Origin of the sequence: Pyruvatibacter sp. HU-CL02332, from assembly GCF_040362765.1 — a bacterium.
GTDB lineage: Bacteria > Pseudomonadota > Alphaproteobacteria > CGMCC-115125 > CGMCC-115125 > Pyruvatibacter.
Genome location: NZ_BAABWK010000001.1, coordinates 1,263,099 through 1,284,968, shown reverse-complemented (window position 1 = coordinate 1,284,968; position 21,870 = coordinate 1,263,099). Strand labels below are relative to the sequence as shown.

The 21,870-nt window shown below is 58.3% G+C and carries 16 protein-coding genes; 11 read left to right on the top strand and 5 right to left on the bottom strand.

Annotated features, from left to right (window positions below; all coding sequences use genetic code 11):
- Positions 1-3: 3 nt before the first annotated feature.
- Entirely contained in the window at positions 4-831 is an 828-nt protein-coding gene (locus tag ABXH05_RS05940) for an enoyl-CoA hydratase-related protein (protein WP_353560199.1), read from the top strand.
- A 77-nt stretch (positions 832-908) separates the two neighbouring features.
- Complete coding sequence (gene zapE, locus ABXH05_RS05935) at positions 909-2,036, top strand: cell division protein ZapE (protein ID WP_353560198.1); 1,128 nt, start codon at positions 909-911, stop codon at positions 2,034-2,036.
- A gap of 75 nt (positions 2,037-2,111) precedes the next feature.
- Here zapE and ABXH05_RS05930 read toward each other — a convergent pair whose 3' ends face one another.
- The gene (locus ABXH05_RS05930; RefSeq protein ID WP_353560197.1) at positions 2,112-2,951 is read right to left on the bottom strand and encodes a hypothetical protein; all 840 of its coding nucleotides are present in this window, start codon (positions 2,949-2,951) and stop codon (positions 2,112-2,114) included.
- Between the two features lie 767 nt (positions 2,952-3,718).
- Here ABXH05_RS05930 and mdh point away from each other — a divergent pair.
- Positions 3,719-4,681 (top strand): malate dehydrogenase, encoded by a 963-nt coding sequence (gene mdh / locus ABXH05_RS05925; protein ID WP_043951153.1) that lies wholly within the window; start codon positions 3,719-3,721, stop codon positions 4,679-4,681.
- Between the two features lie 82 nt (positions 4,682-4,763).
- Here mdh and ypfJ read toward each other — a convergent pair whose 3' ends face one another.
- Positions 4,764-5,693 (bottom strand): KPN_02809 family neutral zinc metallopeptidase, encoded by a 930-nt coding sequence (gene ypfJ, locus ABXH05_RS05920; protein ID WP_353560196.1) that lies wholly within the window; start codon positions 5,691-5,693, stop codon positions 4,764-4,766.
- Between the two features lie 161 nt (positions 5,694-5,854).
- Between ypfJ and ABXH05_RS05915 the strand changes: the two genes are divergently transcribed.
- The 7 genes from ABXH05_RS05915 (at position 5,855) to lpdA (ending at position 14,826) form a co-directional block, all read left to right on the top strand.
- Positions 5,855-6,271, top strand: a complete 417-nt coding sequence (locus tag ABXH05_RS05915) for a hypothetical protein (RefSeq protein WP_353560195.1) — start codon at positions 5,855-5,857, stop codon at positions 6,269-6,271.
- Between the two features lie 207 nt (positions 6,272-6,478).
- The gene (sucC, locus tag ABXH05_RS05910) at positions 6,479-7,648 is read left to right on the top strand and encodes an ADP-forming succinate--CoA ligase subunit beta (protein ID WP_043950112.1); all 1,170 of its coding nucleotides are present in this window, start codon (positions 6,479-6,481) and stop codon (positions 7,646-7,648) included.
- Complete coding sequence (gene sucD / locus ABXH05_RS05905) at positions 7,649-8,524, top strand: succinate--CoA ligase subunit alpha (RefSeq protein ID WP_348136230.1); 876 nt, start codon at positions 7,649-7,651, stop codon at positions 8,522-8,524.
- Positions 8,525-8,753: 229 nt separating this feature from the next.
- Positions 8,754-11,720 (top strand): 2-oxoglutarate dehydrogenase E1 component, encoded by a 2,967-nt coding sequence (locus ABXH05_RS05900; protein WP_353560194.1) that lies wholly within the window; start codon positions 8,754-8,756, stop codon positions 11,718-11,720.
- A 55-nt stretch (positions 11,721-11,775) separates the two neighbouring features.
- Positions 11,776-13,020 carry a 2-oxoglutarate dehydrogenase complex dihydrolipoyllysine-residue succinyltransferase gene (odhB, locus tag ABXH05_RS05895; RefSeq protein ID WP_353560193.1) on the top strand — a complete coding sequence of 415 codons (1,245 nt, stop codon included), beginning with the start codon at positions 11,776-11,778 and terminating at the stop codon, positions 13,018-13,020.
- A gap of 71 nt (positions 13,021-13,091) precedes the next feature.
- Positions 13,092-13,376 carry a hypothetical protein gene (locus ABXH05_RS05890; protein WP_353560192.1) on the top strand — a complete coding sequence of 95 codons (285 nt, stop codon included), beginning with the start codon at positions 13,092-13,094 and terminating at the stop codon, positions 13,374-13,376.
- A 43-nt stretch (positions 13,377-13,419) separates the two neighbouring features.
- Positions 13,420-14,826: a dihydrolipoyl dehydrogenase gene (gene lpdA / locus ABXH05_RS05885; protein WP_353560191.1), complete on the top strand. Its 1,407-nt coding sequence runs from the start codon at positions 13,420-13,422 to the stop codon at positions 14,824-14,826.
- Between the two features lie 10 nt (positions 14,827-14,836).
- Here the strand turns inward: lpdA and ABXH05_RS05880 are convergent, their stop codons facing one another.
- Entirely contained in the window at positions 14,837-15,814 is a 978-nt protein-coding gene (locus tag ABXH05_RS05880; RefSeq protein WP_353560190.1) for a tyrosine recombinase XerC, read from the bottom strand.
- Positions 15,815-15,832: 18 nt separating this feature from the next.
- The gene (locus ABXH05_RS05875; RefSeq protein WP_353560189.1) at positions 15,833-16,699 is read right to left on the bottom strand and encodes a DUF484 family protein; all 867 of its coding nucleotides are present in this window, start codon (positions 16,697-16,699) and stop codon (positions 15,833-15,835) included.
- Positions 16,700-16,821: 122 nt separating this feature from the next.
- Between ABXH05_RS05875 and ABXH05_RS05870 the strand changes: the two genes are divergently transcribed.
- Entirely contained in the window at positions 16,822-19,038 is a 2,217-nt protein-coding gene (locus ABXH05_RS05870; RefSeq protein WP_353560188.1) for a primosomal protein N', read from the top strand.
- A 7-nt stretch (positions 19,039-19,045) separates the two neighbouring features.
- Here ABXH05_RS05870 and ABXH05_RS05865 read toward each other — a convergent pair whose 3' ends face one another.
- Positions 19,046-21,514 (bottom strand): putative bifunctional diguanylate cyclase/phosphodiesterase, encoded by a 2,469-nt coding sequence (locus ABXH05_RS05865; protein ID WP_353560187.1) that lies wholly within the window; start codon positions 21,512-21,514, stop codon positions 19,046-19,048.
- Positions 21,515-21,870: the final 356 nt, after the last annotated feature.

Sequence of the window (21,870 nt, the reverse complement as noted above, 5' to 3'; positions counted from 1 at the left end):
GGCATGGAACTCAAATCAACGCGCTACGACGTTGCCGACGGCATCGCGACAATCACCCTCTATCGACCGGACCGCATGAACGCATGGACCGGACGAATGCATACAGAGTACCGCTACTCGCTGGAGCAGGCGGAAGCTGATGCGTCAGTGCGGGTGATCATCGTCACTGGTGAGGGGCGGGCCTTTTGCGCCGGGGCCGACATGCAGGCGCTGGAAGGCCATGCATCGAAGGGCGGGTACGACTCCGGTACAAAGGATGACATTTCCAAGCCGGGATTTGGTGTGCGCCCTGAATTTGATCAGAACTTTGCCTATCACTTTGGTCTCACCAAACCGGTGATTGCCGCGATGAACGGGGCGGCTGCAGGTGTGGGCCTCGTGCTTGCCTGTTTTGCGGATATCCGGTTTGCCGTGCCTGGTGCCAAGCTGACCACAGCGCATGGACGCTTCAACATGCCTGCGGAGTACGGCCTGTCCTGGCTGCTGCCGCGTATTGTCGGTCTTGCCCGGGCCAATGACCTGTTGATGTCCAGCCGGGTGTTTCTCACGGACGAGGCCTACGATATGGGGCTTATCAACCAGCTTGTGGCGCGCGAAGACCTGATGGCCGACGTCACGGCCTATGCCCGCAAGCTGGCGGATGGCGTCGCGCCGCACTCGCTGGCTGCAACGAAACGGCAAATCTACGTGGACCAGCATCGTGATGTCGGATCGGCGGTTGCAGAGGCCGACAGGCTGCTGGACGAAATGGTGGCTGAACCTGACTACAAGGAAGCCGTGCGCGCCTGGATGGGCAAGCGCAAAGCTGACTGGAAATGGCCGAACAAGTAGCTTTGCCACTGGACCTTCAAACTCAATGTCAAACACAGTGACTTGCCGCTGCCGCTCAAAGCCGCTAATCGCCTCCTATGGCTAAACCTTCAACCACCATTGATGCCTATCGTGCGTTGGTCGCCTCAGGCGCGATCGAGCATGACCCGGCGCAGGAAGCTGCCGCGGATCAACTGCAGATGCTGCATGACGCGCTCAAGGGCTATCAGCCCGGTCAGAAGCGTGGCCTGTTCGGGCTGGGCGGTGCGGTTGAGGCGCCACGTGGCCTTTACATCTTTGGTGGTGTGGGGCGCGGGAAATCCATGTTGATGGATTTGTTCTTTGCCCATGCTCCGGTGAAACAGAAGCAGCGCATTCACTTTCACGACTTCATGCAGGACGTGCATGGGCGCGTCCATGAATGGCGACAGCGCGAGAAGCAGGGCAAGGTTTCCAAGAGCGCGGGCGGAGATCCCATCCCGTCGGTGGTTGATGCCATCATGAAGCAGACGACGCTTCTATGCTTTGACGAGTTTCAGGTCACCGACATCACGGACGCCATGATCCTTGGCCGTCTCTTCACGGCTTTGTTCGAGCGCGGGCTTGTGGTGGTTGCGACGTCCAACCGGGACCCGGGTACGCTTTACGAGAATGGTCTCAACCGGCAGCTGTTTGTGCCGTTCATTGATCTGCTGCGGCAGCAGATGGACGTGATGGAACTTGTTGCGGCAGCCGACTATCGCCTGAAGCATCTGGCCGGTGCGCCCGTCTATCACGCGCCGCTCAATGGCGTGGCGTCTCAGGCCATGGAGGATGCGTGGAGCCGCCTGACGACCGGCGTCAAACCCGCGCCCTGCTCGGTCGAGGTCAAAGGCCGCAAGGTGCTGGTGCCGCGTGCCGCCATGGGAATTGCGCGGTTTCATTTTGATGACCTGTGCCGCCAGCCTTTGGGTGCCGCAGACTATCTCAAGATCGCACGCAGCTTTCACACGTTGCTGGTAGATGAAATCCCGCAGATGGGCCCTGAATCACGCAACGAAGCCAAACGTTTCGTGACGCTGATTGATGCACTGTATGAGAACAAGACGAAGCTCGTGTGTTCAGCGCAGGCTATCCCCGATGATCTCTACCCGGCAGGCGATGGCTCGTTTGAATTTGAGCGTACAGCGTCGCGGCTGTTTGAGATGCAAAGTGAGGCGTATATGTCCGCCGGGCATGCTGTCTGACGCACGGCGTCTCTGCGCAACAAAAAAGGCCGCAACATCTGTTGCGGCCTTTTGTGTGTCTTGGGTTGATTTGCCCTAGTCAGGGATCGGCGCCATGTGTGCGCGTTCGATGATCTGCTGAATGCGCGTTTTCTGGGCTGGCAGGTGCGGCACGATCGTCCGCCCGTCGCTGCGTTTGGAAGCCAGAGGCTGGGGCATCACGGTTGGTGCTGCCGCTGACGCCATGATGACGCGTGGTGCAGGGGCCGGAGCTGTCATCACATCAGGGCCTTCAATAGCGGCACCCTTGAGGAAGGGCTGCGCTTCGTCGGCGCGCTGTGCGGCTAGCAGGTCGTCCATGGAGTGGCTTGCGCCATAGGTCGCGGACATCATGCCGAAGGAAACGCGACGCATATCGCCACGGTCACTGTCGCGGATGTCACGGTCTACAGCTTCAAGGGAGGCGGTTGCCATATCGTAGTCCGGGACGATGGGGGCAAAGCCAAGCTGAATGGCCGTTGGGTCGAGGCCAGCCACCTGATACTCCCCGGAGCGATCAAAGTCAGGCTGCTCTTCGTCGTTGTCCTGCAGGGCAACGATGATGCCCTGGAAAGAATCATCTGCTTCCGGTGAGCCATAAGGCACGCAGATGGGGCGTCCGCGCAGGATGGCTTCAAGGAAGCGGCAGTCTTCACCAACAATGGCTGAGACGACATGTTCTGTCAGATCACGGCCAGACATGATGGAAGAGGCGATACCGGCGGCTGTTGAAAGCTGGCTTACGGTAATGGCGCCGATAACAGGGGCAGCACAGCCACCCAAACTCAGCGTGCCGGCAACGATCGCCAACGGGGCAGCCAATTTGCGGAAACGGCTGCGCTTTGGCGCTGCTTCCACTTTTTGTGCTGCATCCAGCTGATACACAGTCTGGTTCATCAAATACGCCCCCAAAATACCTTCTTGCGTGTGCCACTACCGATCACTGTGCGGATCTCGACGGTTTCACTGCAAAAAGACTGCCAGGCACTCATGTATCAGACCCCCGGTTCCCGGCCGGTTTGCCTCGCTATCCGTATTTTAGGTGCTCTTTAACGCAGAGCTCCTGGATGCGTGGTGGGTCTTTTGTGTGGCTGCCTGCCCCCAATTTTGCGCCAAATTCAGCTAAAAACGGCTTTGATACGGCTCTAATTTCCGTATCCAGGGCACGGCGCAGAACATTTCCCACATGGAGGTTTGTTGTGCGTCACACCCGCCAATAATCGGCTGATTTGACTAAGAAACTGTGACTCTTCGAGGGTCTGCGTGTCAAACGGGAACGGATATATGTTTAACAAGGGTTAACGGATTGGGGTGGCGTGTGCCTGAATAGCCTCAGATGCGGCAATGGGGTATGGGGCTGTCTCAATTCGGGGCCACAATTCGAGGCATCGGGGCCCTGCCAAAACCGGAATGAAACAGCATGGTTTGGTGTTCCACTGGCATCCGCTTGCACCATGTCCGGCCATGAGATAGGTGAAGCGCAGCATTCTTAACCGCAGGCTGCACGTACCTGGTGCCGCGGCCTCAATTTCCTGGATGAACCCACTATGTCCGGTGGCTTTTTCAACTGGTTCATGGGGCGTCCACCCAAAAAACGTGGTGGGGGCACGGCTGACCGTCAGCCCGCGCCTGCCCAAAACACACATCAACAGCGGAGTACCCCAATGTCTCGCAAGAAAATTGCTCTCATCGGTGGCGGCCAGATTGGCGGCACGCTCGCCCTGCTCGCAGGCCTCAAGGAACTTGGCGACATCGTCATTTTCGACATCGTGGACGGCGTGCCCCAGGGCAAGGCGCTGGACATTGCTGAAGCGTCCCCGGTTGAAGGGTTTGACGCTGCCATGTCCGGGTCAAGCGACTACAAGGACATCGCGGGTTCTGACGTGGTGATCGTGACGGCCGGTGTGCCCCGCAAGCCGGGCATGAGCCGCGATGATCTGGTTGAAACCAACCTCAAGGTCATGAAGTCCGTAGGCGAAGGCATCAAGGCCAACTGCCCGGACGCGTTTGTGATCTGCATCACCAACCCGCTCGACGCGATGGTGTGGGCCCTGCAGAAATTCTCCGGTCTGCCTGCCAACAAGGTTGTGGGTATGGCTGGCGTGCTCGACTCAGCGCGTTTCCGCTACTTCCTGGCTGAAGAATTCAACGTTTCTGTTGAAGACATCACAGCATTCGTTCTGGGTGGCCACGGCGACACGATGGTGCCGTCCGTTCGTTACTCCACAGTGGGTGGCATTCCGCTTCCAGACCTCGTGAAGATGGGCTGGACGAGCCAGGAGAAGCTCGACCAGATCGTTCAGCGTACCCGCGATGGCGGTGCTGAAATCGTTGGCCTGCTGAAGACCGGTTCTGCGTTCTACGCACCAGCGTCTTCTGCGATCTCCATGGCTGAGAGCTACCTCAAGGACAAGAAGCGTCTGCTGCCATGTGCAGCTCAGCTGACAGGTCAGTACGGGGTCAATGATCGTTACGTCGGTGTTCCGACAATCATCGGTGCCGGTGGCATTGAGAAGGTTGTCGAAATTGAACTCGATGCGGCAGAAAAAGAGATGTTCAAGGTCTCTGTTGATGCCGTGGAAGGCCTCGTTGAAAGCTGCAAGAAGATCAATCCAGACCTCGCATAGGTCTGACTGCTTCCAGATAGACTGAAAGGCGCGGGTCCTTCTGGATCCGCGCCTTTTGTGTGTCTGGCTGATGGCGGTCTGCTTAGAGCGTGCGGGCTGAATAGGTGTCGCACTGCAGGGGGTCACCAGTCTGGTAGCCCTTCATGAACCAGCGTTGTCGTTGGGCCGATGTGCCATGGGTAAAGCTATCAGGCACGACGTTGCGGCCAGCCTGGCGCTGGAGTGTGTCGTCGCCAATGGCTTCAGCGGCGTTCATGGCTTCCTGAATGTCTCCTGGTTCAAGTATCTGGCTGATGCCATCTGCCCGGTTGGCCCACACACCTGCAAAGCAGTCTGCCTGCAGCTCCTGCATTACTGAGAGTTTGTTACCGGCGACCTTGCCGACCTCGCTTTTTGCTTCTCGCACCTGAGCGGAGATGCCCAGTACCGTCTGCACGTGGTGTCCGACCTCATGGGCGATGACGTAGGCCGGGGCAAAGTCCCCTTCCACATTGAAGCGGTTGAGCAGTTCGCTGAAAAAATCGAGGTCCAGATAAATGCGTTCGCCAGCCGGACAGTAAAAGGGTCCAACGGCAGAGCTTGCAAAGCCGCAGCCGGAGTCAACGCCACCGGTGAACAGCACCAGTTTGGGTTCCCGATACTCCTGACCAAATGCTTCTGGTAGCAGCGGGTTCCATACATCTTCGGTGTCGGCCAATACAACGGCTGTGAACTCGGCCATTTCGTCCTGGGCGGCCTTTTGTTCGGCGGTGAGGTTCTGGGACGGGCCGCTGGTGGTGAACCCGCCGCCGGAGCCACTGGAACCATCGCCATTCAGGTAGTAAGCGATGGCAAACAGCGCGATCATGATCAGGATGCCGGAAAAGCTGACCTTGCCGCCCCGGCCTCTGGGAATCTGGAAATGCCGACCCATGCCGCCGGTGCGGGATCGGCCAAAGCCGCCGCCACGGCTTGCTCCTTGACCTCGCTGGTCAACCACATTGGTGCTGCGCCGTCTGCCACGCCATTTCATCGGCCTGTTTTCCCCCGGAAAGTTCACGTTTCCCGCAAAGTCTAGCCCGCTCGACGCACGGCGTCGCGTGTGAGTTGAGGTAGATCATTCAGGTACATGAAGGGCAGGCGTAGAACGGCTTTTGAGGGGGATGCAATTGGAACCCAAGAAAGGAGTCGATTATGCGTACGTATATTGCATCTTTGATTTTGACAGCTGCCCTGGCCCTAGGATTTTCGGGGCCTGTGCTGGCAGACAACTTCATTCCGGGCCATATGGTGGCGGAACAGGTCGTGGGAAACACCGTTGAGGGGCGCTATCGCTCCTGTGCTGCTCCACGCAAAGACTTTTTCGAGTTTTACAAGGCTGATGGAACGTTCCATGGCAAGGAGCGCAACTGCGGTATGGCAGGCAACTGGGACACTTATGTTGGCAAGTGGACCGTGGAAGAAGGCAGATTCTGCGTTTATCCGGGCTCTGACCGTCAAAGTGGCTGCTTCAACTACATAGAAGGCGAGGACGGCCAGCTTGTGCGGTCCGGCCAGACGGCAGACAGCGTTGAGTTCGTCATTGTCGAAGGCAATCCGGAAAACCTGTAATCCGGGTCCGAAACGATCAATGACATCACGAACAGAGGAAAGGGCAGCCAAATGGCTGCCCTTTTTGACTTGTGCTCCTCAGGTTTTCACCTGCTGAGACCTTTGGCGTGGGTGAGTGCAGTGCTATACGGGAGAACGAATCCTAGTTCTCCTTCCACTTGGAATTTTGATGAGTTCCATCAGACTTCCCCAGCCAGTCGGAAAAACATGAACATCCACGAGTATCAGGCCAAAGGCGTGCTCGGTGGCTTCGGCGTTGCCGTTGCCCAGGGCAAGCCCGCCTTCTCCGTTGATGAAGCGGTCAAGGTTGCAGAAGACATGGGCGGCCCTGTTTGGGTCGTCAAAGCGCAAATCCACGCAGGTGGGCGCGGCAAGGGCGGCGGCGTCAAGGTGGTGAAATCCATCGATGAAGTCCGCGCTGAAGCCGAACGCATGCTGGGCATGACGCTCGTGACGCACCAAACCGGCCCTGAGGGCAAGCTGGTGCAGCGGCTTTATGTGGAAGAAGGCTCCGACATTGATCGTGAGCTTTATCTTTCGCTCCTCGTTGATCGTGAAACCAGCCGGGTGGCCTTTGTGGCTTCAACCGAAGGCGGCATGAACATCGAAGAAGTGGCAGCGGAAACGCCTGAAAAGATCCACACCATTGATGTGGACCCGGCTTCCGGCTTCATGCCGTTCCATGGCCGTGCTCTTGCTCACGCGCTGCAGCTCAAGGGCGCAGAAGCCAAGGCGGGTGCGAAGCTGTTCAAGGGACTCTATGACGCGTTCATCGGCACTGATGCCAGCCTGGTCGAGATCAACCCACTGGTTGTGACGAAGGGCGGAGATGTTCTTTGCCTCGACGCCAAGATGAACTTCGACTCAAACGCGCTTTACCGGCACAAGGAAATTGCAGATCTGCATGACCCGGCTGAAGAAGAAGCTGCCGAGCTTGAAGCTGCCAAATACGACCTCTCCTACGTCAAGCTCGATGGCACCATCGGCTGCATGGTCAACGGCGCAGGCCTTGCCATGGCAACCATGGACATCATCAAGCTCTATGGCGAAGAGCCTGCCAACTTCCTGGATGTGGGTGGCGGCGCCACCAAGGAGAAGGTGACGGAAGCCTTCAAGATCATCCTGTCTGACCCGGCTGTTGAAGGCATTCTGGTCAACATCTTCGGGGGCATCATGCGCTGCGATATCATCGCGGAAGGCGTGATTGCAGCGGCCAAGGAGACATCGCTTGCGGTGCCGCTCGTTGTGCGCCTTGAAGGCACCAATGTTGAGCTTGGCAAGCAGATCATGGCCGACAGCGGCCTTGCCATTATTCCTGCTGACAATCTGGCGGATGCCGCCGAGAAGATCGTCAAAGCCGTGAAGGAGGCCAAATAGATGGCCGTTCTGATTGACAGCAACACCAAGGTTATCACCCAGGGCTTCACAGGTGCTCAGGGTACGTTCCATTCGGAAACCGCGATTGAATATGGCACCAAGCTTGTTGGCGGCGTAACGCCGGGCAAGGGCGGCACCAAGCATCTTGATCTGCCGGTGTTCGACACAGTTGGCGAGGCGGTGGAAAAGACCGGCGCGGACGCCACGATGATCTATGTTCCGCCGCCCTTCGCTGCGGACGCGATCCTTGAAGCGATTGACGCGGAAATTCCGCTGGCCGTCTGCATCACTGAAGGCATTCCCGTGCTCGACATGGTGAAGGTCAAAAAAGCGCTTTGCGGTTCGAAGACACGGCTGGTTGGTCCCAACTGCCCGGGCGTCATCACGCCGGGTCAGTGCAAGATCGGCATCATGCCGGGCCACATTCACCAGCCGGGCACTGTCGGCATCGTGTCGCGCTCCGGCACACTGACCTATGAGGCTGTGGGCCAGACGACGGCTGCGGGCCTTGGCCAGACGACATGCATCGGCATCGGCGGTGACCCGGTCAACGGCACCAACTTCATTGATTGCCTGGACATGTTCCTGGGCGACGACAAGACCGAATCCATCATCATGATTGGTGAAATTGGCGGGTCTGCTGAAGAAGATGCAGCCGAGTTCCTCAAGCAGTCCAAGACCAAAAAGCCGGTCGTGGGCTTCATCGCTGGCGTGACAGCACCTCCGGGCCGTCGCATGGGCCATGCCGGTGCGATCATTTCTGGCGGCAAGGGCGATGCAGCAAGCAAGATCGAAGCAATGAAATCTGCCGGGATTACGGTCTCTCCGTCGCCTGCAGCGCTGGGCTCCACGCTTGTGGATGTGCTCAAGGGTTAACCCGAGGCGGATCGAATTCGTTAAGACAAAATGAATGCGGGCCCCGCGACCGCCCATATGCGGTTTTGCGGGGCCAGTATTCTCAAAATGTCACCGGAAATTGGGGCATTTTGAATAGCGCGTTAACCAAACCCGTGCGAAGCTGCGGAGAATTTGGGGCTTTTGGTATTCGAAAGCGCGCGGGCCGGACGCCCCACAGCACCTTGCGACCGCGCGGGAGCGACACAAAATGGCAGATGGCTCGGGGCGTCAGCGGACGCCTGCAAATGAAGCCTTTGACGAGACGTCATTCCTTTATGGCGGCAACGCCCAATATCTCGAACAGATGCACCACCGGTACGCCCAGAACCCCAGTTCTGTGGATGCGCGTCTGCGGGCCTATTTTGATGGCCTGAAAGATGATCCGGGTGCGGTAGCAACCGAAGCCAATGGCCCCTCCTGGGCGCGCACCGACTGGCCACCGCTTGCCAATGGTGACCTCGTTTCGGCTCTGGACAGCAACTGGGGCGACACCGAATCACACCTGAAGGGCAAAATTGAAGGCAAGGCGTCCAGTGCCGGCGTCAGCCTGACCGACGAGCAGGTGCGGGCCGCCACACTGGATTCCATCCGCGCGATTATGATGATCCGTGCCTACCGTATTCGTGGTCACCTCATTGCCAAGCTTGACCCGCTGAACATCGAGCCGCCAAAAGACCATCCCGAGCTCAATCCAAAGTCATATGGCTTCACTGATGACGACATGGATCGCCCCATCTTCATTGATCATGTGCTGGGTCTGGAGACGGCAACCATCAACGAGATGATGGAAATCCTGTGGCGCACCTATTGCGACACGATTGGCGTCGAGTTCATGCATATCGCTGATCCGGAACAAAAGGGCTGGATTCAGGAGCGCATCGAGGGCCGTGGGAAGGAAGTCTCCTTCACGGACATGGGTAAGAAGGCGATCCTTCAAAAGCTCATCGAGTCCGAAGGGTTCGAGAATTTCCTGCACGTCAAATATACGGGCACGAAGCGTTTCGGTCTGGATGGGGGCGAGAGCCTCATTCCCGCCATGGAGCAGATCATCAAGCGCGGCGGCAATATGGGCCTTGAGGAAATTATCCTCGGCATGCCGCACCGTGGTCGCCTCAATGTGCTCGCCACGGTTATGGGCAAGCCCTATCAGGCGATCTTCCATGAATTCAAAGGTGGCTCGGTCAATCCCGAGGACATCGCGGGTTCCGGTGATGTGAAATATCATCTTGGTACGTCATCTGATCGTGAGTTTGATGGCAACAAGGTACACCTGTCGCTGACCGCCAACCCGTCTCACCTTGAAGCGGTGAACCCGGTGGTGCTGGGCAAGGCCCGCGCCAAGCAGGACATGCAGCATGGTCGTGACCGCACAAAGGTCATGCCAATTCTGCTGCACGGCGATGCGGCCTTTGCCGGTCAGGGTATCGTGGCTGAATGCTTCGGGCTGTCGCAGCTCAAGGGTGGTCGCAATGGCGGCACCATCCACTTCATCGTCAACAACCAGATCGGTTTCACGACCAGCCCGCGTTTCTCGCGCTCGTCGCCTTATCCATCTGACGTTGCGAAAATGGTTCAGGCTCCGATCTTCCATGTGAATGGGGATGATCCGGAGGCCGTGGTTCACGTGGCGAAGATTGCGACGGAATACCGTCAGCAGTTCGGCGCCGATGTTGTCATCGATATGTTCTGCTACCGGCGCTTTGGGCACAACGAGGGCGACGAGCCCATGTTCACCCAGCCGCTGATGTACAAAACCATCAAAAAGCAGCCGACAACGTTGCAGATCTACTCAGAGCGTTTGATTGCTGAAGGTCTGGTGGATCAGGCTGAGATCGACGGTATGAAGGAGAGCTTCAACGCCATGCTCTCTGAAAGCTTTGATACCGCTGACAATTTCCGCACCAACAAGGCTGACTGGCTGGACGGGCGCTGGAGCGGCCTTTCGGTTGCCGAAGGTGAAGCGCGTCGTGGCGAAACAGCGGTTCCTGAGCAGACATTGCAGGATATCGGCACCAAGCTTGCGACCATTCCCGAAGAAGTGAATGCGCACCGCACGCTGAAACGTGTTTTCAAAGCGCGCATGGATGCAGTGACGTCCGGCGAAAACATCGACTGGGCGACAGCTGAATCCCTGGCGTTCGGATCGCTGATTGACGAAGGCTTCCCGGTTCGCCTGGTGGGGCAGGACTCAACGCGCGGTACGTTCTCACAACGCCACTCTGCAATCATCGATCAGGAAACCGAAGAGCGCTACATGCCGCTCAACAACCTCAAAGAAGGCCAGGTTGAGTATGACGTGGTCGACTCGATGCTGTCTGAGGCTGCAGTGCTTGGCTATGAGTATGGCTACTCGCTGGCCGAGCCCAATGCACTTGTTTTGTGGGAAGCACAGTTTGGTGACTTCGCCAATGGTGCGCAGGTGATTATTGACCAGTTCATCTCATCTGGTGAACGCAAGTGGCTGCGTATGTCCGGTCTCGTGATGCTGCTGCCGCATGGCTATGAAGGTCAGGGTCCGGAACATTCCTCGGCCCGCCTTGAGCGTTACCTGCAGCTGTGTGCAGAAGACAATTTGCAGATTGCCAATTGCACAACGCCGGCAAACTATTTCCACATTCTGCGCCGTCAGCTGCACCGGAAGTTCCGCAAGCCGCTGATCATCATGACGCCCAAGTCGCTGCTGCGGCACAAGAAAGCCGTCTCGACACTCAAGGAAATGGGCGAAGGATCTTCGTTCCACCGGGTGTTGTGGGATGACGCTGAATACATGCCCGGCTCAACCGTCAAACTGGTGGAGCCGCAGAAGATCCGGCGTGTCGTCATGTGCTCGGGCAAGGTCTATTATGATCTGCTGGAAGAGCGCGAGAAGCGCGGCATTGATGACGTCTATCTGATGCGCGTGGAACAGCTCTATCCATTCCCCGCCAAATCCATGATCAAGGAGCTGGAACGCTTCGCGAATGCGGACATGGTGTGGTGTCAGGAAGAACCCAAGAACATGGGTGCATGGACATTCATGGAGCCAAACATTGAATGGGTTCTCAAACACATTGATGCCAAGCACCGGCGCGCGCGATATGCGGGCCGTGCCTCCACAGCATCCACAGCAACCGGCTTGATGAGCAAGCACAAGCAGGAACTCAATATGTTCCTGGATGAAGCGCTCACCATCTAATTTTCACATTACGTTTCACGACGGCTGACAAACGCCGCACCAAAGAGGCCATAACATGAGCACGGAAATCAGAGTTCCCACGCTTGGCGAATCCGTTACCGAAGCAACGGTGGCGCAGTGGTTCAAGAAACCTGGCGATGCGGTAGCCGCAGATGAGCCGTTGCTGGAGCTTGAAACCGACAAGGTGACACTGGAAGTTCCAGCACCTGCTGCGGGCGTGCTTGCGGAGATTACTGCTGAGGAAGGCGATACCGTTGAAGTGGACGCACTCCTTGGTGCTATCGGAGAAGGTGCCGGTGACGTCAAAGTCACCGCCAAGAAAGCAGAACCTGCTCCAGCCCCCACACCGGCCAAGGCAGAGCCTGCGCCAGCCAAAGCGGAACCCGCTCCTGCGGCAGCCGCAGAAGAGCCGCCGCTTTCACCCGCCGTCCGCAAGATGGTGGAAGAGAACAATGTGGATCCCTCTACAATCGAAGGCACAGGTAAAGGTGGCCGACTTGTAAAGGCAGATGTTCAGGCAGCGCTTGAAGCCAAGACGGAAGCCCCGGCTGCTCCAGCCCCATCTTCTACACCACGCGCTCCCTCTTCAGCCGACGATGCGCCGCGCGAAGAACGGGTGAAGATGACGCGGCTGCGCAAGACCATTGCGCGCCGTCTCAAGGAAGCTCAGAACACAGCCGCCATGCTCACCACCTTCAACGAGGTGGACATGGGTCCGGTGATGGAACTGCGCAAACAGTACAAAGAACTGTTTGAGAAGAAGCACGGCGTTCGCCTTGGCTTCATGGGGTTCTTCGTCAAGGCATGTACCCATGCGTTGAAGGAACTGCCGCAGGTCAATGCCGAGATTGATGGCGAAGAGCTGGTCTTCAAGAACTTCGTTCACATGGGCGTCGCTGTTGGTACGCCAAATGGCCTTGTTGTGCCTGTGGTCCGCAACGCGGATGAGATGTCCGTTGCGGATATCGAAGGCACGATCAACGACTTTGGACGTCGTGCGCGCGACGGCAAGCTCACCATGGATGAGATGCAGGGCGGCACCTTCACCATTTCCAATGGTGGTGTGTATGGCTCATTGATGTCGACACCGATCCTCAACGCGCCGCAGTCCGGCATTCTGGGCATGCACAAAATCCAGGAGCGCCCGATGGTCGTGAATGGTCAGATTGAAATTCGTCCGATGATGTATCTGGCGCTTTCCTATGATCACCGCATTGTGGATGGCCGCGAAGCTGTAACCTTCCTGGTGCGCGTGAAGGAGAGCCTTGAGGATCCTCAGCGTCTGTTGCTTGACCTGTGATCCGTCTGCTGACCATTGCTGGACTGGGTTTGTTTCTGACGGCACCGGCCCCCACTTCTGCGCACGCGCTGATGGTGTCTGCTGAAACAGCACTTGTCTGTCCGCAGCTTGAGGACTTTCAGACGGTTGCGTCCGGCACTGAAGTGCCAGGATGTGTCCGCGTTGAAAAACACATGGACCTTTATGGCCCGGTTGGCCGTGCCCCCAAGGCACCCGGCGGGCCATTCGTTCGTGTGCGTGTTGATGAACGTCTCTACTGGGCGGAGGAGCATGCCTTCTACATGCCGTCGCAAAGCGCTGCGCCCGGTGACGCCGGCCTCAGTGGCGAAAAGGTACCTTTGCCGCCTGCAAACTAATTCAGTCAGCCGATGATTGGCTGCGCTCAAGGAGAATATGCCCGTGTCTGACCAGTTTGATCTTGTGGTGATCGGTGCCGGCCCTGGTGGTTATGTGGGTGCCATTCGTGCAGCCCAGCTCGGCCTCAAAGTCGCCTGCGTTGAAAAGCGCGATACGCTGGGTGGCACATGCCTCAACATTGGCTGCATTCCGTCCAAGGCGCTGCTGCATGCGTCGGAGCTTTATGCGGAAAGCACTGGCCACATGGCGGACCTTGGCATCAACGTCAAAGGCGTGTCGCTTGATCTGCCCAAGATGATGGCGTTCAAGGATGAAGGCGTAGAGGGCAACACCAAGGGCATTGCGTTCCTGTTCAAGAAGAACAAGGTCGAGCCTGTGTTCGGCACAGGCAAGGTGCTGTCAGCAGGCAAGGTGGAGGTGGCGCTCAATGACGGCGGCACGCGTGTTCTTGAAACAAAGAACATTGTCATTGCCACTGGGTCTGACGTTATGCCGCTACCCGGCGTTGAGATCGACGAGGAGCGCATTGTTTCCTCTACCGGGGCCCTGACATTGCCGGAGGTGCCCAAGCATCTGCTGGTCGTTGGTGGTGGCGTCATCGGCCTTGAGCTTGGCTCGGTCTGGTCGCGTCTGGGTGCCAAGGTGACTGTGGTTGAGTTCCTCGATCGCATCATTCCCGGGACGGACAATGAGGTTGCCAAGCAGTTCCAGCGCATCCTCAAGAAGCAGGGCTTTGCGTTCAAGCTGGGCACGAAGGTGACTGGCATCGAGAAGACCAAGAGCGGTCTCAAGGTTTCTGTGGAACCTGCCAAGGGTGGGGACACGGAAGTTATCGAGGCGGATTATGCGCTCGTCGCCATCGGACGCCGTCCCTATACGGATGGGCTGGGCCTCGCAGAGGCGGGTGTCGAGATGGATGATCGCGGGCGCATTGCAACCGACGCGCATTTCAAGACCAATGTGGACGGTATCTACGCCATTGGTGACGCTATCGTTGGCCCCATGCTGGCGCACAAGGCGGAAGATGAAGGCGTCGCTATTGCTGAAATCCTCGCGGGCCAGTCCGGCCATGTGAACTATGATGTGATCCCCGGTGTGATCTACACGGCACCGGAAGTGGCCACGGTCGGTAAGACTGAAGAAGAACTTAAAGAGGCAGGCGTCGACTACAAGGTCGGCAAGTTCCCGTTCAGTGCCAATGGCCGGGCCAAGGTCAACAAGCAGGCGGACGGGTTTGTGAAAATCCTTGCGGATGCCAAGACGGACCGTGTTCTGGGTGTTCACATCCTTGGTATGGAAGCCGGCACCATGATCGCGGAAGCCGCGTTGGCCATGGAGTTCGGTGCGTCGTCTGAAGACATTGCCCGGACCTGTCATGCCCATCCGACATTGACGGAAGCCGTCAAGGAAGCAGCCTTGGCCGTGGATGGTCGCTCACTGAGCATGTAGTGGTGTGGCGCTAGCCTTTGTCAGCTGAACCAGATTCAGCCCTTGGTCCGGCCTTGGGGTGGGCGGCGTTGTAGACTTCCATGAGCCGCGCTGTGTCCACAGCAGCGTATGTCTGCGTCGTTGACAGGCTAGCGTGGCCAAGCAGTTCCTGAATTGTCCGCAGGTCACCCCCCGCACCAAGCAAGTGTGTGGCGAAGGAATGCCGCAACGCGTGCGGTGTTGCGCTGTCCGGTAGCCCCAGCCCCGAGCGCAGCCGTGCCAAGGTCCCTTGAAGGCTGCGCGGGTTCAAACGCCCGCCGCGTGCACCGACGAAGAGTGGACCTGCGGAGGCCAGAACATGCGGGCATTGCTCGCGGTAATCTTCCACGGCGTCGTGAATGGCCTCAATCACCGGCAATATGCGCGTCTTGTTGCCTTTGCCGATGACGCGCAGGGGCGTGCCCCGCTTGGGCCAGTCCTTCACGTCCAGCGTGAGTGCTTCGCTGATGCGTAGGCCCGCCCCATAGAGGAGCGTCAGAACCGCAAGGTCACGGGCCTGCATCCAGTTTTTTTCGGGCTCGAGATTGTCCAGCAGTTTGTCAGCGGCCTCAACGCTCAGTGCCTTGGGAACAGAGACCGGTTGCTTTGGAGTGCGCACCAGAGCGATTTGGGCGTTTTTGGCCAGGTCCTCGCGGGCAAGGTAGCGAAAGAAGGTCCGAACTGCCGACAGGCCGCGTGCCAGTGTCCGTGGACCGACATCGTCATGTGTGCGGCGCTGGGCAAGCCATGCACGAAAGTCAGCCGCACGCAGATTGCTGAGCGTGCTGAAGGAAACGGACTCGCCCGTGTGGTGGGCTGTGAAGCCGAGAAAGCCAAGTACATCGCGCTGGTAGTTGGTGACCGTGTGGGCGCTGAGGCGTCGCTCGAGAGCAAGAGACGAAAGCCAGCCGTCCAGAGCGTCGCGGGTTTTGCGCGGCAGGGCCTCTCGGACAGGGTGGGATGCGTTCACACTGATGGTGCTCTTGCTCTAGGCAGGCGGCAGGTCGAGCCACAGGCGCACATTGCGCTCAATCACCTGCGCCAGGAACTTCAAATGATCCACGGCCTGTTCCGGATAAAACTGGTTCGCACGGGTTGAACCCAGCGCGAGAATGCCCGGAGGTGCTGCGCGGGAAAACGTCATGCGGATCAGGGCTTCGGACTGAACCTGCACGGCATGGGGCCCAAACAGCTCCTGGGCGCCTTCCACATCGTCCCGCAATGCATGTTGGCGAGGAGAGCCATCAGGACGGACGCCAAGCAGCGCATCGACCATGCCTGATTCAAGCACCATGACGGACGGGCCGCCGGGTGTGTCGGTTGGCGAGCGCATGCCGGCCATGTTGCGGGTCGAGTCCGATGCCTCAACACCCATGGCCACAAGATCAACTTCGATGTCGTCGGCGAGTTCAGTGGTGATGTAGTGGATCAGGTGCTCAAAATTGCGCGCGTCCAGCACCTTGAGGACCGCGGCAAAGATGCGGTCACGGGAAATTGCGTTTTCTTCTGATGCCGTCACCAGAGCCTGTTGCAGCTCGCGGAGGTCTTCGATTTCCTGGCGCAGGCGCTCGATGGTGAAAACCTGAAAGTCGACCACGCCGTCACCCTCGCGGTGTGCATCTGGTGTCAGTTTGGCCAGCAGGTCCGGCTCATCCTGCAGTGTGCCGGGATTCGCCATCAAAAAGGCTTTGACGGTTTCAGCGGTCAGCGCCTCGTCTGCGGCGGGGCGGGTCAGGGCCGAGCGCAGCGCTCCAGCGCCACCAATGGTGCTTTTGAGCGAGCCATTGCTTTCGCCTTGGCTTTCGCCGGTGCTTCCGGTGCTTGGTCCACCGCCGGTTTCTGTGGGTGACGTCATGTGTTTTTCCCTGACATCTGCGCGGAAAATCAGGCTTCCAGCAGACTGCAAAAACGAATCTTTTGCGTATCGTAGACTGTACGGTATGGGATTCGCCCCCGCCAACCCGGCATCGAGATCAAATGGCCGACCAACCCACGCTAGATATGGATATTGACGTCGTCACGGCGCGCGTGTTGCTGCCGCTCGCGCTGCCGGGCGCGTATGACTATGCGGTGCCGGATGATCTCGATGTGCGTCCGGGAGACTTTGTGCGCGTGCCTTTGGGGCCGCGGGAAGTGACCGGTGTTGTCTGGGACGCGCTGCCAGAGGGTGTCGAGGCCAAGCCGGTGGATCCCAAAAAACTCAAGGCAATTGTGAGTCGATTTGACGCGCCGCCGATGCCTGACGTGTTGCGCAAGTTCGTGGATTGGGTCGCAGCCTACACACTGTCCCCACCGGGCGCCGTGTTACGTCTCGCCATGCGGGTGCCCCAGGCTCTTGAACCTGCCCCGACCGTTACCGGCTACCGTCTGAGTGGAGCAGAACCCCAGCGCGCCACGCCCCAGCGCCAACGTGTGTTGGAAGTGCTGCGGGAGACCGGCCCGCAGCTTGCCCGCCCCGCGCGCGAAATTGCCGAGATGGCGGGCGTGGGAACCGGCGTCGTGAGTGGGCTGGTCAAGGCGGGTGCCCTTGAAGTGGTGGAGATGCCCGGAGAGAGGGCATTCAGCGAACCCGACGGTGACATTGAAGGACCGCAGCTGAGTGACGCACAATCATCTGCGGCTCATGATCTTGGCGCTCATGTGGGCAACGGTTTTTCCGCGACACTTTTGGATGGGGTGACGGGCGCCGGCAAGACAGAAGTCTATTTCGAAGCTGTGGCGACGGCTTTGCGGCAAGGCAAGCAGGTTCTGGTCATGTTGCCGGAAATCGCGCTTACGCCGCAATTGCTGAAGCGCTTTGAAACCCGCTTTGGTGCGCCGCCTGCCCCATGGCATTCCGACCTCAACCAGAAGGAACGCCGCCGTATCTGGCGTGGCGTCGCTGAAGGTCGCGCGCGTGTGATTGTCGGTGCGCGATCCGCGTTGTTCCTTCCGTATACGGACCTTGGTCTGATTGTTGTGGATGAAGAACATGAGTCCGCTTTCAAGCAGGAAGAGGGCGTTATCTACAATGCGCGGGACATGGCAGTTGCGCGGGCATCCCTTGGGGACATTCCCATTGTGCTGGCGTCCGCCACGCCCTCGCTTGAAACCGTCGTCAATGTGCAACGCGGGCGATATCAGCGGCTTGTTCTGCCAGAGCGGCACGGTGCAGCTGAACTGCCGGATGTCACGGCGATTGATCTGCGTGCTGATGCGCCTGAGCGCGGGCGCTGGTTGTCGCAGTCATTGGTGACAGCCATTGTGGACACGCTGGAAGCCGGCAATCAGGCCATGCTGTTTCTCAATCGGCGCGGCTATGCACCGCTCACCCTATGCAGGACCTGTGGACATCGCTTCGAGTGTCCCAATTGTGATGCGTGGCTGGTCGAGCACCGCTTTCGCAAGGAGCTGCAGTGCCACCATTGCGGCACTCGTGCGCCGACACCCTATGAGTGCCCTGAATGCCAGAGTGAAAACTCGCTGGCAGCTTGCGGTCCTGGCGTGGAGCGCATAGCGGAGGAAGCTGCTGAACGGTTCCCCGAGGCGCGATTGAGCGTCCTGTCGAGTGACCATCTGCATGGGCCTGCAGCGACACAGGAAGCTGTTGGCCAGATCACCCGGCAGGAAGTCGATCTCATTGTCGGGACGCAGGTTGTCGCCAAGGGGCACAACTTCCCCAATCTTACCTTGGTGGGTGTTGTGGATGCGGATCTTGGTCTCACAGGCGGTGATTTGCGGGCCGCTGAACGGACGTATCAGCTGTTGCATCAAGTGTCTGGGCGTGCCGGTCGTGGCGAAAAACCTGGCCGGGTGATCCTTCAGACCTACATGCCGCATCACAAGGTGATGCAGGCGCTGGTGGCAGGAGACCGTGACCAGTTCCTGCAGCAAGAGGCACAGGAGCGCGAAGACGCGGGTATGCCGCCCTATGGTCGGCTGGTGTCTCTCATATTGTCAGCGCCGGAACTTCCACAGGCCACTGAGGTGGCCCGTCAACTGGCGCGGGCTGTTCCTGCGGCTGAGGGCGTTCGTGTGCTGGGGCCTGCACCTGCGCCCATTGCCTTGCTGCGCGGCCGCCACAGGGTGCGGTTCCTCATCAAGACGACGCGCGATTTTCAAGTGCAGAAATATGTGCGCGCATGGCTGGCGCAGGTGAAGCTGCCCAATGCCGTGCGTCTTGCTGTGGATGTCGACCCACAAAGTTTTTTGTAAGCGGGCGTCAGACGACTGCGAGCTTTGCGGATGTTGTCATGGCGTCTGCGTCGGCCAGCCACTTTTCAAGATCTTCTGCGCGTAGCGATCTGGCAAACAGCCAGCCCTGCATTTCATCGCACCCGTTTGCCCGCAGAAACTGTGCCTGCTCCACGGTCTCAACACCTTCGCCAACAGTGCTCAGGTTCAACGTCTTGGCGAGCGTCATGATCGACTGAACGATCGTCCTGGATTGCGGTGTTTCAAGACTGCCCACGAAGGATCGATCAATTTTCAGAACGTCTACTTCCAGCTTGTGGAGATAGGAAAGCGATGAGTATCCGGTGCCAAAATCGTCCAGCGCGACTTTGATGCCGATGTCGCGCAACTGTTTGAGACGCTGATAGGCTTGCTCAAAATCATCGATGAGCATGCTTTCGGTGATTTCAATTTCGAGTTTTTCCGGCGGGATGTTGTGCCGGCGCAATGTATTGGTGACTGTCGCGATCAGCTCGGGAGACTGGAGCTGTTGAGATGACAGGTTTATGGCAAGCGGAATGTCCGTTACGCCGTTGTCCATCCATGTACGCATCTGCTCGCAGGTCGCGTCCAGAATCCAGGCTGATATAGATTCGATGTAACCGGTTTCTTCCGCCGTCTGAATAAACATGTCAGGTGGGATGAAACCCATGGTCGGGTGAACCCAGCGCAGCAATACTTCAGCGCCCACGACGTCGCCGCCATTGCTGCCAATCTTGGGCTGGAACTCGAGATGGAATTCACGACGGGCCAACGCGCCGTCCAGTGCGTCTTCAATGGTCGCGCGGCGGACAGTTTCCGCCTCCAGTGCTTCGTCAAAAACCTTGATGACGCCGCGACCGGTATCCTTGGCGCGATACAGTGCAATATCAGCCTGAGACATGGCCCGCTCGGCGTTCGGCACCGCGCTACTGATAAAGGCCATTCCGATGCTGCAGGTGGTTTTGATGTAGCGCCCATCGCACTCGAAAGGTTCCGCAAACAGGTTGCTGATTTGATCTGCGAGTTTGAGAGATTCCGTCTGATCATGATCGTCGGGTACAAGGAGGGCGAATTCATCCCCGCCGAGGCGGGCTAGTCTGCAATTGGAGGGAAGTTCGCTTTTGAGCCTCGCCCCTACCGCGGTCAGAAGTTCGTCGCCTATGATGTGGCCCAGGGTATCGTTGATGGTTTTGAAGCGATCCAGATCCATCATCATGATGCTATGGCCGCCATCGACATCGTCTGTCGGGAAGGCGAATGTGCCCTGATGCTTTTTGCCGGCATCTTTCAGCCAGACATTGAATGCGCTTCTGTTGGCCAGTCCCGTTAGCGTGTCAGTCGTCACCAGACTGCGCAGCTCGTCTTCGATGCGGACCTGACGACGCAGGGACGCGGACAGCTCTTCTGTGCGCTGGTCTAGGTCGTGGGTGATGTGTTTTGCAATGTCCGCAGCGCGCTTGCGGGTGTTGAGCGCGAGAAGAACCAAAATCAAAAGGAACAGGCTCGCGCCAGCGCTGGCAGTGATGGCGACCTGGCCGAGGCTTACACCACCGTCATGCATAAACAAAGAAGGTTTGCCGCGAGACGCCAGTTGCCATGTTCGGCCATATACGGTGATGGCGTCTGTTGCGGTGAGAGGTGCTGTTTTGCCGGCCGCGTCCTTGGAGGCATCGCTGGTGTAGAGCAGATTGTTTTGGTCGCCACTTGTCGTGTCGAAAATCTCGATCTCGATGTGCTGATGGTCTGACCCAAGAATGCCGGCCATCAAATCGTCCATACGAAATGCGCCGTAAACGAATCCCGCGTTGGCAGCCTGCCTTGCGGTCGTCGTGCTCAGGTCGCTGCCAGCATAGTGGGGCAGGTACATCAGAATGCCGGCCTGTACCCGAGAATCGATTTCCTGGACCAGTTTCACTGGCCCTGAGATTGTAATCTCGCCGGTGTCGCGGGCGTGCGCCATGGCGCTGCGGCGGGTCTCCTCAGACCACATGTCAAAACCGAACGCCTGCTGATTGCGCACGTCCATTGGTTCAATGAATGTGATGGAGGTGTACGCCTCGCGAATGCCGTCAGGTTTGATGCGAAAATCGGGGAAGCCCTCCGAGCGGACTGTGGCTTCATATCCGGCCTTGTTTTCAGGCTGGACCCATTTTGCGTAACCAAGGGCCTGTATGCCGGGGAAATTGCGATCTAGCTGAAGGCCGCTCGTGAAGGCATGCCATTGCTGGCGGGTCAGGTCCTGGCTGATCTCGAAGACTGAGCTAGAGCCGCGCAACACGGACTCGTAGTTGCGCATGCGGGCTTCAATGGCTGCCACCGTTTCCGCGCGGGCGAACATGAAGCGCTGTTCAGCGGCAAGCTGTTCTGTCTTGAGGGCGAACTGATAGGAGGCGGATGTTGCCAGAATGCCGCCAATGGCAGTCGCGAGCACCACGGCTGCAGCGCCTTTTGTCGACCAGAGATTTTGCTTCGTCATGTCCCTGAAGACCTCCGGCCTGCCTCAAGTGGCAGGTCACTCCAGCGGTTCATTCTGCCCGCAGGTCTGAGAGTGCCTATAAGTAATTAAATAAGTGCAACTCAGACGTGAAGGTGGGTGAGGGATGCCCCTTTTGACTGAATCTGCTTACCTGCGAGGCAAGTGCGTCAGCACGCCGCGCTGCTTATGTTGCACAGCGGAAAACGGTGTGTTACCTAACGCGCGGTTTGGCCGAAAGCGGTATTTCTTAACGCTTGGGCTGCACCCGATTTTCTTAAGTATTTCAATGCCTTGGCAGGTTGTGGCAGTCGTCCGGCCCCAGGGTTACGAAATATCCAACCAGTAATTTCTAGCGG

Excerpts from the sequence above, each read along its gene's own strand:
- ABXH05_RS05940 (WP_353560199.1), top strand. The coding sequence starts at position 4 with ATGGAACTCAAATCAACGCGCTACGACGTTGCCGACGGCATCGCGACA.
- zapE (WP_353560198.1), top strand. The coding sequence starts at position 909 with ATGGCTAAACCTTCAACCACCATTGATGCCTATCGTGCGTTGGTCGCC.
- ABXH05_RS05930 (WP_353560197.1), bottom strand. The coding sequence starts at position 2,951 with ATGAACCAGACTGTGTATCAGCTGGATGCAGCACAAAAAGTGGAAGCA.
- mdh (WP_043951153.1), top strand. The coding sequence starts at position 3,719 with ATGTCTCGCAAGAAAATTGCTCTCATCGGTGGCGGCCAGATTGGCGGC.
- ypfJ (WP_353560196.1), bottom strand. The coding sequence starts at position 5,693 with ATGAAATGGCGTGGCAGACGGCGCAGCACCAATGTGGTTGACCAGCGA.
- ABXH05_RS05915 (WP_353560195.1), top strand. The coding sequence starts at position 5,855 with ATGCGTACGTATATTGCATCTTTGATTTTGACAGCTGCCCTGGCCCTA.
- sucC (WP_043950112.1), top strand. The coding sequence starts at position 6,479 with ATGAACATCCACGAGTATCAGGCCAAAGGCGTGCTCGGTGGCTTCGGC.
- sucD (WP_348136230.1), top strand. The coding sequence starts at position 7,649 with ATGGCCGTTCTGATTGACAGCAACACCAAGGTTATCACCCAGGGCTTC.
- ABXH05_RS05900 (WP_353560194.1), top strand. The coding sequence starts at position 8,754 with ATGGCAGATGGCTCGGGGCGTCAGCGGACGCCTGCAAATGAAGCCTTT.
- odhB (WP_353560193.1), top strand. The coding sequence starts at position 11,776 with ATGAGCACGGAAATCAGAGTTCCCACGCTTGGCGAATCCGTTACCGAA.
- ABXH05_RS05890 (WP_353560192.1), top strand. The coding sequence starts at position 13,092 with ATGGTGTCTGCTGAAACAGCACTTGTCTGTCCGCAGCTTGAGGACTTT.
- ABXH05_RS05875 (WP_353560189.1), bottom strand. The coding sequence starts at position 16,699 with ATGACGTCACCCACAGAAACCGGCGGTGGACCAAGCACCGGAAGCACC.
- ABXH05_RS05870 (WP_353560188.1), top strand. The coding sequence starts at position 16,822 with ATGGCCGACCAACCCACGCTAGATATGGATATTGACGTCGTCACGGCG.
- ABXH05_RS05865 (WP_353560187.1), bottom strand. The coding sequence starts at position 21,514 with ATGACGAAGCAAAATCTCTGGTCGACAAAAGGCGCTGCAGCCGTGGTG.